Raw genomic sequence first — 13,061 nt, 5'->3', positions numbered from 1 at the left:
TCTGGCTCACCGTACCAGCAAACGCGGGTCCGGATCCCCCATCCCCTGATCCGTGCCTGCCACCGGTCCTCGCGCCGCGCCAGCACAATGGCCGCATCCACGCCTGGCGGCGCGGAGCCTCGGCAATTCTGCTGGCCCGCCGCTGCGGGCGGTGCCTGTCCGGTTTCAGGCGACGGCGGCTCCGGACCAGCAAATGCCGGGCAGGGGTGTCAGTCGGGGGCGATGCTTTCGAGCATGTCGAGGTCGCCGGACAGAAGCGCCGGTTCGGCGCGGGTGATGAGGTCTGCGGGCCAGTCCCACCATTTGAGGGCCAGCAGCCGGGCGATCTGCGGCTTAGAGAAGCGGTGCCCATGCACCGCGCCGGGGTTGCCGGTGACGATGGCGTAGGGCGGCACCGTGCCGCGCACCACGGCGCCGGCGCCGATTATGGCGCCGTCGCCGATGCGCGCACCTGGCAGGATCAGCGCGCCGTAGCCGATCCAGACGTCATTGCCCACCGTGGTATCGCGGGTGTCGGGCTGGAAGCCAGCCATCTGCTCCGGGTCAAAAACCGGGAAGGGATAGCAGCTGAGGCCCTCCTGGGCGTGATTGGCCGAGGCGGTGATGAAGCGGACCCCGTGGGCGATCTGGCAGAAGCGGCCGATGACCAGCCGCTCGCGCGATCCGGGGAACAGGTAGGGGGCCAGGTGCTGCGCCCAGTCCTGCGGCGGATCGAAATCGGAGGCGTAGGAATAGTCGCCTGCCTTGATGTTCGGATGATCGAGGACCTGCGAAAGCATCACGGTGCCCGCGTGGGGCGTGCCGTCTGGCAGGGTGATCGGGTTGCGCTTACGGGGATCGGGAAGCGGCATCGCGGGCCTCACTCGCCGGGGCGGGACAGGGAAAACAGGTCGCGCACCACAGAATAATCGCGGTAGCCGAGGCGGGCCAGCGGCTGGAAGGTGGTGACGTCGAAGGCGCCATCGCGCAGGCAGTCGTCGCGCAGGTGCACGCCAGTGACCTCGCCGAAGACCACCTTGTTGGCTTCGCCCGGCAGGGTGACGATCTGGGTCAGTTTGCACTCCAGCGCCGCGGGGGCGGCGGCGACGCGGGCGCAGGCGATGGTTTCGCATTCCGCGGCTTCAAGGCCAGCATGGGCAAACTCATCGGTGCCCTTGGGCAGGGCGGCGGAGCTGGCGTTCATCGCATCGCGCAGCGCGTAGGAGACCACGTTGACACAGAAGACGCCGGTGGCCTCGATATTGGCGACCGAATCCTTGGTTCCCTGCTGGTCCGGCTTGGCGCTGGTGGAGGCAAACATCACCTGCGGCGGGGTATAGGCGACGGCGTTGAAGAAGGAATAGGGCGCCAGGTTGTTCACCCCGTCCGGTGAGCGGCTGGAAATCCAGCCGATCGGGCGCGGCGTTACAATGGCGTTGAACGGATTGTGGGGGAGGCCGTGGCCGTCCTCGGGCCGGTAGAACATTTCTGTTTCCTGCTCTGGTCATAGATGTTTGCCCAAGGCTTACGCGCATGCTAGGCCAAACGCCAGCCTGCAGGGAAGAATGCGGAGGCAGGGCAGCGTGATCGAATTGAGGGCAGAGCAGCCGGAGGACCGGTGGGAGGTCGAGGCGCTGTATGACCTGTGCTTTGCGCCCGGGCGCGAGGCGCTGTCGTCCTACCGTCTGCGCGATGGGGTGCCGCCGGTTGAGGGCCTGAGCGAGGTGGCACGCGACAGCGACGGCATTCTGGCCGCGGCAATCCGGTACTGGCCGGTTCTGATTGGCGGTGCCTCTGCGCTGCTGCTGGGCCCGGTGGCAGTGCACCCGACGCGGCAAGGCGAGGGGCTGGGCGGGTCTTTGATTCGCGACAGCCTGGCCAAGGCAGAGGAAACCGGCTGGGCCAGGGTGATGCTGGTAGGGGACGCGCCCTATTACCAGCGCTTTGGTTTTACCAAGCTGACGGGGGTGGAAATGCCGCCCCCGACCAACCCGGAGCGGGTTCTGGGGCTGGCGCTGCAGGTGGGTGCCTGGGACGGCGTGCGGGGGCCGGTGGGCCGCTGGCAGGCTTGAAATTGTGCCTTTCGCTGCCGATCTTTAGGAAGGCAGAGGAGACACATGTGGCAGATGTTCTGACAAACGCGCGGGCCTATACCCCGCAGGAGATCGACGCCGAGCTGGACGCACTGGCGGCGCGCTACCGGGCGGCTGGCGGGGCCGGCGTTGACTTGCTGAACCGGCTGGGCGGCAGCGGTGAGAGCCTGCTGGAGCGGCTGCCGGAACCGGTGCGGGCAGGGCTGACCGGTGCCACGGAGACCGCGTTGCGGGTGGCGATGAAGGGCGCCAGCCAGTCGCGCCGCCTGGTGCCGGATCAGAAACCCGGCGTTGACCGGATGGTGAGCGCGGCCATGGGGGCCGCGGGCGGCGCTGCCGGGCTGCCGGGCGCCCTGGTGGAGCTGCCGGCCACCACAGCCTTTCTGCTGCGCACCATCCAGAGCGCGGCGGCGGAAGAAGGGTTTGATCCCGATGCTGAAAGCGTGACCTTTGACTGTATCCAGGTGTTTGCCGCGGCAGGGCCGCTGGCGGAGGATGACGGGGCCGACCTGGGGTTTGTCTCTGTCCGGCTGGGGCTGCCCGGGGCCTTGCACAAGCTGATTGCGCAGGTGGCGCCCAAGCTTGGTGCGGTGCTGGGGCAAAAACTGGCGGCACAGGCGGTGCCGGTTGCCGGCGCAGTTGCGGGGGCGGCGGTGAACTATGTGTTTTCCGGCTATTACCGGGAGATGGCGCATGTGCACTTTGGCCTGAGAAGGCTGGCAGTGGAGGCGGATGTGGCGCCGGAGGAGCTGACAGCACGGCTGCGGCAGCGGCTGCAGAACCAGAATGGCGCGCGGTAGCTGCGCGGCGGACACAGAGACCTCTTGCGCTTGCCGGAAAGGCAGATTTAATCAGCCTTTCCTGCTAAGAGAGAAAGCATGATTCAATACAGCCTCAAATGTGCGGACGGGCATGCGTTCGACAGCTGGTTTCAGTCGGCGGCGGCTTTTGACAAGCTGGCGGCAGCCGGGATGGTGTCCTGTGCGGTCTGCGGCGGCGCCAAGGTGACAAAGGCCATCATGGCGCCGCGGGTGCGCACGGGCCGCAAGGCCGTGTCCGGTGTCGGCGAGCCGGAACCACAGGCCGCGCCGAAAGCTGCGCCAGTCCCTGTGCCCCCCGCACCTTTGCCTTCTGCGTCAGGGCCGGGCATGCTGAGCCGCCCCTCTGGCGAGGTGGAAAAGGCGCTGGCCGAGCTGCGCAAGAAGGTTGAGGAAAACTCCGATTACGTCGGCGGCAACTTCGTGCGGGAGGCGCGGGCGATGCATCTGGGCGAGGCGCCGGAGCGGGCGATCCACGGTGAGGCCAAGCTGGAAGACGCGCGGGAGCTGATCGAGGAAGGGGTGCCGGTGATGCCGCTGCCCTTCCGTCCCGGACGCAAATCAAATTGAGGGCCAGAAAACTGAAGGACAGGGCAGAATGCATGCAGTTGTAACGGGAACCAGCCGCGGGATCGGCAAGGAGCTGGTAAAGCAGCTGCGGGAGGCGGGTCATGAGGTGACGGGCACCTCGCGGGACCATTCCTCGGGCGTCAAGCTGGATGTCTCCGACCCGGGCCAGCAGGCGCGCTTTGCCGCCCAGATCAAGGGCCGCCCGGTGGACTTGCTGGTCTGCAATGCCGGCGTCTATATCGACAAGGCAATGGGGCTGGAGGATTATTCGGCCGAGGTCTGGACCAAGACGATGGCCGCCAATGTGACCGGCGTGTTCCTGACCGTGCAGGCGATGCTGCCGAACCTGCGGCTGGCGGAAAGCCCCAAGATCGCCATTCTGTCGTCGCAGATGGCCAGCCACACCAGAGCGCCGGGCGGCAGCTATGCCTACCGCGCGTCAAAGGCGGCGGCGCTGAATATCGGGCGCAACCTGGCAACCGACCTGAAGCCGGAAGGGATTGCCGTCGGCATCTATCATCCCGGCTGGGTGCAGACCGATATGGGCGGTTATGACGGCGATATCACGGTGCAGGAGTCGGTTACTGGGCTGATCAACGAATTCGACGTTCTGACCCTGGACACCACCGGCTGCTTTCACACCTGGGACGGCCGTATCCACCCGTACTGATCAGAGGCTTCAGGCAGCGGAGCGCTCCCGCGCCCGCAGGTGCCTGGCTGCGCCAGCCGCCTTGGCGGCCTTGGGCCGGGCGCCGCGCGGATGCGCGGCGCGGCACCGTGCGCAGGCACGGTGCCATGCCCAACGGGCTGAGGGCCTGAAAAGGCCCGGTGCCGGGCGGGAGCGCGCCACCGCATGGGAGACTGCGGGCACTGCAAAGAAGAAAGCCGGCGCGAAATCCGCGCCGGCTGTTTTGTGTCATCAGTTTGCTTGCAGGCGCAGGTTACTCCCAGCAGCTGACCAGAACGGTCATGCCGGAGGCCAGACGGGTGATCGCCGCGTTCGGCAGGCTGCCCGCGGAGGCCGGCTGTGCAGCCGGGGTTACACCTGCAGCGTCCAGGGCGCCGCGGATTACATCGGCGTTCACCGCAAAGCTGACACCATCGGGCAGCTGCTGGCCGCCGGTCTGCTGCGGCAGCAGCATTCCCAGCACCGCGCCGGTTGCATCCATCACCGGGCCGCCGGCATCGCCGGGCTGTGCTGCCAGCTCCAGCCGGGCAACATTGGTGTTGCCGTCCAGGCTTTTCACATCAGCGATCTTGCCCCAGGTGAGGCTGGGAGCGCCAAGCACGCCCTCGTAGGAGAAGCCGGAGACCGCAACCTCGGACTGCAGGCGGGGCGAGGCGGTACTGAGGCCGGCGACCGCCGCAGGCGCCAGCGCCTCCGCCGGTTTCAGGATAGCGATGCCGTCGGCGGCGTTGCTGGCCGCGACCTCCGCCTGGTAGCCGTGATCGAGGGTGATCCGGGTGCAGCCGGCCACCACGTCGGACGTGGTCAGGACGCTGCCGCGGTCATCCACGAAGAAACCGGTGCGCGACAGTTTCGGCTTGCGGACTTCGAGACCGGAGACCAGGTCGATATCCTGCACGGCTTCACCGCCTGCAGCCGGATCCAGCACGCCGTCGAGGCGGGTGAAGCTGGCTTGCATCGCGGCCAGAACACGGGCGCGGCGCTCTTCGTCACCGGCGGGCCAGACGAGGGTGAAGCCCTTGATCTCGCCGTTGTTCAGGCTGGCCTGAGTGAAGGAGACGATCTGATTGTTGCGGCCTTCGATCGTGAAGCTGCTGGCGCTGCGTTCGCGCGGGCCGTCCAGCGGCACGATTTCCAGCGTCTGCAGGATGTCGTAGAGGCCGAACAGGGTGCGCTTGTCGCCGGGCTGGCTGATCAGCAGCAGCTGGGCACCCAGGCCGCCTTTGCTGGAGTAGTGGGCAAAGGGCGATTCATAGCGGTCAAAGGCAACTTCCCCCGCCGGGATCTGCAGCGCGATGCCGGCCTTGGCGTCCTCAGCCCGGGCCATGCCCACGGAGATCAGCGGCGCGTTGTATTCATCCATCAGAACCTGGCGCTGGGCCGTGGTCAGCACGCCGGTCGGCTCAAAGCCGCGGGCCGCCTGCCAGTCGCTCATCGAGGCGCGGGTGCCGCGGCCAAAGGCGCCGTCGATGCCGGAATTGTAGAAGCCTGCCGCCTTCAGGGCGACCTGCAGCTCCATCCGCTGTTCACGGCTGAGCGCGCTTTCGCTGCGGCGTGCCTGTGCAGGGGTCTCATCCGGCAGGGTGGTCTGCAGAGCGGTTTGCGGCTGCGGTTCGGGCTCCTGCACTGCAGGTTCAGCCGGTGCGGGCGCCGGAGCCGGCTCTGCGGGCTGGGTGGCATCCGCGGCAACCGGGTAGAACTGGCTGCGCAGGTTGCGCTGGAACGCGATGAAGCTGTCGCGCGGGATCTGGCCCTCGGCGCGGTAGACCTGCAGCACGCGTTCCGCGTCCTCGCGGGCGTAGGGGCCCAGCACCACGCCGTACCAGCCGCCGCCAAGCGCATAGCCGGAGACATCGGGCAGGCGGGCGGCATAGCTGCGGGCCTCGTTTTCGGCCTCGCGCAGGGAGGGGCGGGCGGCAATCTGGATCCAGACACCGTCGCGGCTGCTTTGCGCCGAAACCGGCGCCGTGAACGCAATGGCCAGCGCAATCAGCGGCAGGGCCAGAGCGGCAAACAGTTTTTTCATGGTCAGGGCCTCGTATCCCGGAAGTACTCTTATTCTTTGAGGCGGAGATAAAGCATTTTGCGGCGGCAAAGGGAACTCCTCATGACAGGGGGAATTCCCCGCCCGTTGCCGCATTCCCGCACTTTTGTTGCCGATGCGCTGCGGGCATCGGGGCAGAGCCGGGGCCTGACGCGCCGCAGGGCGTTGACCCTGCCAAGAGCCTTGCATAGGAAGAACACCGCAATTGCTGCCCCAGATGCCCCCAAAGGGATAAGAGATGACCCAGACCAACGGCGCGCCGCGCTCCTTCCAAGAGATTATCCTGAGGCTCCAGAACTACTGGGCCGCCAAAGGCTGTGCGGTGATGCAGCCCTATGACATGGAAGTCGGCGCCGGCACCTTCCACCCGGCGACCACGCTGCGCTCCTTGGGGTCCAAGGCCTGGGCCGCGGCCTATGTGCAGCCCTCGCGCCGCCCCACCGACGGGCGCTATGGCGAGAACCCGAACCGGCTGCAGCATTACTACCAGTACCAGGTGCTGATCAAACCCAGCCCGCCGAACCTGCAGGAGCTGTATCTGGGCAGCCTTGAGGCGATCGGGGTCGATATGGCGATGCATGACATCCGCTTTGTCGAGGATGACTGGGAAAGCCCGACGCTTGGTGCCTGGGGGCTGGGCTGGGAAGTCTGGTGCGACGGCATGGAAGTCAGCCAGTTCACCTATTTCCAGCAGGTCGGCGGCCATGACTGCCACCCGGTGTCGGGCGAGCTGACCTATGGGCTGGAGCGTCTGGCGATGTATGTGCTGGGCGTCGATCACGTGATGGATATGCCCTTCAACGACCCGGACGCACTGATCCCGCTGAGCTATGGCGATGTGTTCAAGCAGACCGAGGAAGAATACGCCCGCTGGAACTTTGACGTGGCCAACACCGAAGTGCTGCTGCGCCATTTCGAGGAGGCCGAGGCCGAATGCGCAGCGATCCTGGCGCAGGAGCATCAGGATCCGAAGACCGGCAAACGTATCATCATGGCGCATCCCGCCTATGACCAGTGCATCAAGGCGTCCCACATCTTCAACCTGCTGGATGCCCGCGGGGTGATTTCGGTTACCGAGCGCCAGGCCTATATCGGCCGTGTCCGCGCGCTGGCCAAGCAATGTGCCGATGCATTCGTGCTGACCGAGGCCGGCGGGTTCACGCCCGAGAGCGCGGCCTGAGCAGGGGACAGCACGTTATGGGGAAACTTCTTGCCCTGATCCTGATCGTCTCCGGCCTCGCCGCCGGGGGGGCGATGTATTACCTGCAGGTCTATGGCTTCTATGATGAGGTCGCGCTGCAGCCGGGCCGCGATGTGATGCTGGTGCCGCTGGACGGCGGCGAGGCCCAGCCGATTGCCTATGCGGATTTCGAGGCGATTGACGCGGACAGCTCGCCGATCCGCTACCGGGCCTGTTTCACCACCAAGATGACGCCGGACGCGCTGGCGCAGGTCTTTACCCTGACGGACAAGACCGAGCCGCGCAATGCGCCGGATTGGTTCGAGTGCTTTGACGCCGCCGCTATTGGCGCCAAGCTGGCGGATGGCTCTGCCAAGCCGTTCCTGTCGGTCAAGAACATCTCTTATGGCGTCGACCGCATTGTCGCCGTCACCGATGAGGGCCGCGGCTATGTCTGGCATGAGCTGAATGACTGCGGCCAGAAAGCCTATGACGGAACCGTGGTGGGCGAGGAATGCCCGCCCCGGCCTGACGCGGGCGCAAGCGAATGATGTGCCTTCGCCCCATGCCCGCCTTTTCTGAATTTTCCGCTGCGCCCGCCCGCGCGGCCACGCCCGAGGATATCTGATGCCCGATCTGCTGATTGAACTGTTTTCCGAGGAAATCCCGGCCCGCATGCAGGCGCGTGCCGCCGAGGACCTGAAGAAGCGCGTGACCGATGGTCTGGTCGAGGCGGGCCTCACCTATGCCGGGGCCGCCGCACTGTCGACGCCGCGACGCCTGACCCTGGCGGTGGATGGCCTGCTGGCGGAAAGCCCGACCATCCGCGAAGAGCGCAAGGGGCCGAAAGTGGGCGCGCCGGACAAGGCCATCGAGGGCTTCCTGCGCGGCGCGGGCCTGACCCGCGAGCAGCTGGAAGAGCGCGAGACCCCCAAGGGCGCGGTCTATTTCGCGATGATCGAAAAGCCGGGCCGTCCGGCAGCCGAAATCATTGCCGAAGTGCTGGAAGACACCATCCGCAACTTCCCCTGGCCGAAATCCATGCGCTGGGGCGCAGGGTCCTTGCGCTGGGTGCGCCCCTTGCATTCGATCCTGTGCATTCTGTCGGATGAGGCAGGCGCCAGCGTGGTCGATCTGGACATCGACGGTATCAAGTCCGGCAACACCACCCGCGGCCACCGCTTCATGGCGCCGGAGGAGATCACCGTCACCGGCTTTGACGACTACGCCGCCAAGCTGAAGCGCGCGCATGTGGTGCTGGACGCCCGCGAGCGGGCGGAGGCGATTTGGCAGGAGGCGACCAATCAGGCCTTTGCCAACGGGCTGGAAGTGGTCGAGGACAAGGGCCTCTTGGCTGAGGTCGCCGGGCTGGTCGAATGGCCGGTGGTGCTGATGGGCGCGATTGACGAAGAATTCCTGGCGCTGCCGCCGGAGGTGCTGCAGACCTCTATGAAGGAGCACCAGAAGTTCTTCTCGGTGAAGAACCCCAAGACGGGGCGGATCGAGAAATTCATCACCGTCGCCAACCGCGAGACCGCGGACAATGGCGCCACCATCCTGGCAGGCAATCAAAAGGTCCTTTCGGCGCGTCTGGCCGATGCCAAGTTCTTCTGGGAGAACGACCTGCGCACGGCGAAGTCCGAGGCGGGCATGGGGTCCTGGGTGGAGAACCTGGGCAACGTGACCTTCCACAACAAGCTGGGCACCCAGGCGGCGCGGATCGACCGGATTGCCGCGCTGGCCCGCGAGATCGCACCGGTGGTGGGCGCCGATGCCGATCTGGCAGAGCAGGCGGCGCGGGTGGCCAAGGCTGACCTCAGCTCTGAAATGGTCTATGAATTCCCGGAGCTGCAGGGCCTGATGGGCCGCTACTACGCCGAGGCTGCGGGCCTGCCGCAAGAGGTCGCCAACGCCTGCGAGCAGCATTATTCGCCGCTGGGGCCGGGCGATGATGTTCCGTCGGAGCCGGTCTCAGTCGCCGTGGCGCTGGCTGATAAGCTGGACACGCTGACCGGCTTCTGGGCGATTGATGAAAAGCCCACCGGGTCGAAGGACCCCTTTGCCCTGCGCCGCGCCGCGCTGGGGGTGATCCGGCTGGTGCTGGAGAATGATGTGCGCGAGAGCTTGGAGCAGGTCGCTTTGAAGCATGTCAATGTGCTGAAGAATAGCGTTTTTTCAGCGTGGATGGCGGAGTTCTCAAACCCGAACAGTAAAGCCCGTTTGCAGTTCGTGGACTGGGTTCAGCAGCAGCCCTCTATTCAAGCCGTAATCGAGGAAGGCGAAGGAAACTTTGATATAGTCGAATTGATGGCGGCCAAGTCAGAAGAAGAACTTGGCAAGAAGATTTTTGAGTTCGCTCTGAAGGTGCGCGACTTGTCTGAGGAAAGCCTCGTGAATGTTCCTTCCGACCTCCTCTCCTTCTTCCACGACCGCCTCAAGGTCTTCCTGCGCGATCAGGGCATCCGCCATGATGTGATCGACGCCTGTATCGCCATGGACGGCAATGACGACCTGACCCTGCTGGTGAAACGCGCGCGCGCCTTGGAGGATTTCCTGAAAACCGAGGACGGCACCAACCTCCTGCAAGGCTTCAAACGCGCCAACAACATCCTCAGCCAGGCGGAGGAAAAGGACGGCGTGGAATACTCCTATGGCGCCGACCGCAAGTTTGCCGAGGACGAAACCGAAAAGGCGCTGTTTGACGCGCTGGAGGCCGGCGGGGCGGCGATCTCTCCGGCCATCGAGGCCGAAGATTTCGCGGCAGCCATGCGGGGCATGGCCGCCCTGCGTGCCCCCATCGATGCGTTCTTTGAGGCGGTGCAGGTCAATGCCGACAGTGACATTGTCCGCCGCAACCGCCTGAACCTCCTCAGCCAGATCCGCCAGGTCTGCGGCCAGGTGGCGGATCTCACCAAGGTCGAGGGCTGAGAGAGCCGCCGGCTCTTTCATCTTTCTGAAAATACCCGCCCCGCAGGGACCGGCCTTTCCGCAAGGGAAGGCCGGTTTTTCGTATCTGCGCCTGCCTGATCCGTCACCGGCCCGTTACAAGACTCTTGCGCCGTCGCGTCTTGGCCTTATGGTGACTTTCAAAGGAGACGTGCTGCAGTGCAGAAAGATTTCGAACAGATCCCGCCGGCCTCGCTGATCACTTCGACAGCGCCTATTGCCACCGCCACCCATGGCGGCCGGGCGAAATGCCTGCAGCGGCTGGTGCGGCTGGACCTGCCGGTGCCGCGCACAGTGGCGCTGTCGTTTGACGCAGTGCATTCCATTGCCGAAGGGCAGATGCCGGATCTGAACGCGGTGCTGGCTGAATTTGATCCGGAGGCATTGCTGTGCGTGCGCCCGTCCTCGGAGGACCCTGATTGGGGCGGGCCGGGGGCAATCCTGAACATCGGTATGAACGATGCGCGTTACGTCGACCTCTGCGATAGCCTGGGGCGGGAGGCCGCGGCGGCGCTCTATCTGCGGTTCGTGCAGTCCTATGCAGTGCATGTGGCACGGCTGGACCCGGATGTGTTCGACGATGTCGAGGACGGCGGCCCGGATGCGCTGAGCGAGATCCTGCATGCCTATGAGGCGGAAACCGACGAGCAGTTCCCGCAGGACCCGGGTGAGCAGCTGGCGGCGGTGCTGCGCTCGATGGCGCGGGCGTGGGAGGGCACCTCAGCCCGGCTGCTGCGCCAGGCCAAGGGCGCGCCTGCCGATGCGGGCCTGGGCCTGGTGGTGCAGGAGATGATCCCCGGTGTCGGCCAGGGCGAATGCGGATCGGGCGTATTGCAGCTGGTGAATTCCACCACCGGCATGCCGCAGCTGACGGGGCGTTACCTGAGCCAGAGCCAGGGGCGCGATGCGCTGGGAGCCGGGGCCGGGGCGCTGTATCTGGCGAAAGATGCGCGCGGGCTGTCGCTGGAGGAACTGGCGCCGGAGGCCTTTGCCGACCTGAAAGCCCATGCAGCCTTGATGCGGGTGAAGCTGCGCGAGGAGATGCAGCTGGAATTTGTCGTTGAAAACGGCCGGGTGCATATTCTGGACGGGGTGCGGGTGACGCGCAGCGCCCAGGCGGCGGTGCGGATTGCGGTCGCGCTGGCCGAGGACGGTGTGATTCCAAGGGAAGAGGCGCTGATCCGGGTCGACGCGCATATCCTGAACGAGCTTTTGCACCGGCAGGTGGCGCCGGATGCTGAACGTGATGTGATCGGCCGCGGCATTGCCGCCAGCCCCGGTGCGGCCACAGGCAAACTGGTGTTCACTGCCGCCGGGGCGCAGGCCAGTGCCGCGCGCGGGGAGCCGTGCATCCTGGTGCGCCGGGAAACCTCGCCCGAGGATGTGCGCGGTATGCATGCCGCCGCTGCGGTTCTGACCGAAAAGGGCGGCATGACCAGCCATGCGGCGGTGATCGGCCGCGGTCTGGGGCTGCCGTGCATCGTCGGCGCCTCGAACATGAAGTTCCACAGCAAGCGCAAGATGCTGGAGGCGGCAGACGGGCGGATCTTCAAGCCGGGCGACACGATCACCATCGACGGCAGCAGCGGGCAGGTTCTGGCAGGCCAGCCGCGTATGCTGGAAGCGGCTGAGGATGGCGCGCTGCTGACCTTGCTGGCCTGGGCGGACGAGGCCCGTGATATCGGTATCCGTGCCAATGCGGATACACCGGAAGATGCTGAAATGGCGCGGAAATTCAATGCTCAGGGCATTGGGCTGTGCCGCACGGAGCATATGTTCTTTGAACCCGGCCGGCTGACGGTGATGCGGGAGATGATCTTTGCCGAGACGCCCTCGGGCCGGGAAGCGGTGCTGGAGCGGCTGCTGCCGATGCAGCGCGACGACTTCCGCGAGCTGTTCCGGATCATGGAGGGGATGCCGGTCTGCATTAGGCTGTTCGACCCGCCGCTGCATGAGTTCCTGCCCGCGACCAAGACCGGCCAGCGCGAGCTGTCGGAGGCTTTGGGCATTCCGGTAAGCGATGTGACCCGGCGGGTGGAGGAGATGGACGAATACAACCCGATGCTGGGCCTGCGCGGTGTGCGGCTGGGTGTTACGGTGCCGGAAATCTATGACATGCAGGCGCGCGCCATCTTCGAGGCCACGCTGGAAGCCTCTAAATGGGGTGAGCCGGTGGTGCCGGAAATCATGATCCCGCTGGTCTCGGCCAAGCGGGAGGTGGAGCTGGTGAAGGCCCGCATTGATGCGGTGGCCTCGGCGGTCAAACTGGAACGGGGCGAGGATTTCACCTACCGGCTGGGCGTGATGGTGGAGACACCGCGCGCCGCCCTGCGGGCAGGGGAGATTTCGCCGCACACGGCTTTCCTCAGCTTTGGCACCAACGACCTCACGCAGATGACCTATGGGCTGTCGCGCGACGATGCCGGGCGGTTCATGTCGGAATATGTCAACCAGGGGGTGTTCCCGGAGGATCCGTTCCATGTTCTGGATACCGACGGGGTTGGCGAGCTGCTGAAACTTGGGGTTCAGCGGGGCCGGGCAGAGAACGGCGAAATAACGCTTTCGATCTGCGGAGAGCATGGCGGCAACCCCGAATCGATTGCATTCTGCCGTGACGCGGGCTTTGATTACGTTTCCTGCTCGCCGTTCCGCGTGCCGGTTGCGCGGTTAGCCGCCGCCCAGCTGGCAATTGGCAGCAAAACCGGTCAGATCGCGCCAACTTACACAAAATATTAGGAAAATT

At 65.6% G+C, this 13,061-nt stretch carries 11 protein-coding genes; 8 read left to right on the top strand and 3 right to left on the bottom strand.

Translation table 11 applies throughout. The features are described from left to right. Positions 1-209: 209 nt before the first annotated feature. Together RA25_RS18135 and RA25_RS18130 are read right to left on the bottom strand one after the other, a co-directional pair. Positions 210-851 (bottom strand): CatB-related O-acetyltransferase, encoded by a 642-nt coding sequence (locus RA25_RS18135; RefSeq protein ID WP_039174297.1) that lies wholly within the window; start codon positions 849-851, stop codon positions 210-212. Between the two features lie 8 nt (positions 852-859). Then, complete coding sequence (locus tag RA25_RS18130) at positions 860-1,465, bottom strand: flavin reductase family protein (RefSeq protein ID WP_039174295.1); 606 nt, start codon at positions 1,463-1,465, stop codon at positions 860-862. Positions 1,466-1,544: 79 nt separating this feature from the next. Here RA25_RS18130 and RA25_RS18125 point away from each other — a divergent pair, with 79 nt between their 5' ends. The 4 genes from RA25_RS18125 to RA25_RS18110 all read left to right on the top strand — a co-directional run bounded on the left by RA25_RS18125 (position 1,545) and on the right by RA25_RS18110 (position 4,130). Further along, positions 1,545-2,051, top strand: a complete 507-nt coding sequence (locus RA25_RS18125; protein ID WP_446720386.1) for a GNAT family N-acetyltransferase — start codon at positions 1,545-1,547, stop codon at positions 2,049-2,051. A 47-nt stretch (positions 2,052-2,098) separates the two neighbouring features. Beyond that, entirely contained in the window at positions 2,099-2,872 is a 774-nt protein-coding gene (locus RA25_RS18120; protein ID WP_039174341.1) for an EcsC family protein, read from the top strand. Between the two features lie 78 nt (positions 2,873-2,950). Further along, the gene (locus RA25_RS18115) at positions 2,951-3,460 is read left to right on the top strand and encodes a DUF1178 family protein (protein ID WP_039174293.1); all 510 of its coding nucleotides are present in this window, start codon (positions 2,951-2,953) and stop codon (positions 3,458-3,460) included. Positions 3,461-3,488: 28 nt separating this feature from the next. Beyond that, complete coding sequence (locus RA25_RS18110; protein WP_019298369.1) at positions 3,489-4,130, top strand: SDR family oxidoreductase; 642 nt, start codon at positions 3,489-3,491, stop codon at positions 4,128-4,130. 271 nt (positions 4,131-4,401) lie between these two features. Here RA25_RS18110 and RA25_RS18105 read toward each other — a convergent pair whose 3' ends face one another. Further along, positions 4,402-6,174, bottom strand: coding sequence for a trypsin-like peptidase domain-containing protein (locus RA25_RS18105; RefSeq protein ID WP_039174291.1), 1,773 nt, complete (start codon positions 6,172-6,174; stop codon positions 4,402-4,404). A 256-nt stretch (positions 6,175-6,430) separates the two neighbouring features. Between RA25_RS18105 and RA25_RS18100 the strand changes: the two genes are divergently transcribed. The 4 genes from RA25_RS18100 to RA25_RS18085 all read left to right on the top strand — a co-directional run bounded on the left by RA25_RS18100 (position 6,431) and on the right by RA25_RS18085 (position 13,054). Then, positions 6,431-7,372, top strand: a complete 942-nt coding sequence (locus RA25_RS18100; protein ID WP_039174289.1) for a glycine--tRNA ligase subunit alpha — start codon at positions 6,431-6,433, stop codon at positions 7,370-7,372. Between the two features lie 17 nt (positions 7,373-7,389). Beyond that, on the top strand, positions 7,390-7,923 hold the full coding sequence (locus RA25_RS18095) for a DUF6446 family protein (protein WP_039174286.1): 534 nt from the start codon (positions 7,390-7,392) through the stop codon (positions 7,921-7,923). 76 nt (positions 7,924-7,999) lie between these two features. Then, entirely contained in the window at positions 8,000-10,300 is a 2,301-nt protein-coding gene (gene glyS, locus RA25_RS18090) for a glycine--tRNA ligase subunit beta (RefSeq protein ID WP_039174284.1), read from the top strand. Positions 10,301-10,477: 177 nt separating this feature from the next. Further along, positions 10,478-13,054, top strand: a complete 2,577-nt coding sequence (locus RA25_RS18085; RefSeq protein WP_039174282.1) for a putative PEP-binding protein — start codon at positions 10,478-10,480, stop codon at positions 13,052-13,054. Positions 13,055-13,061 lie beyond the last annotated feature (7 nt).

Origin of the sequence: Leisingera sp. ANG-S5 (assembly GCF_000813925.1) — a bacterium.
Taxonomy (GTDB): Bacteria; Pseudomonadota; Alphaproteobacteria; order Rhodobacterales; family Rhodobacteraceae; genus Leisingera.
The sequence above is the reverse complement of the archived record's forward strand: the minus strand, read 5'-3'. Positions and strand labels throughout refer to the sequence as shown.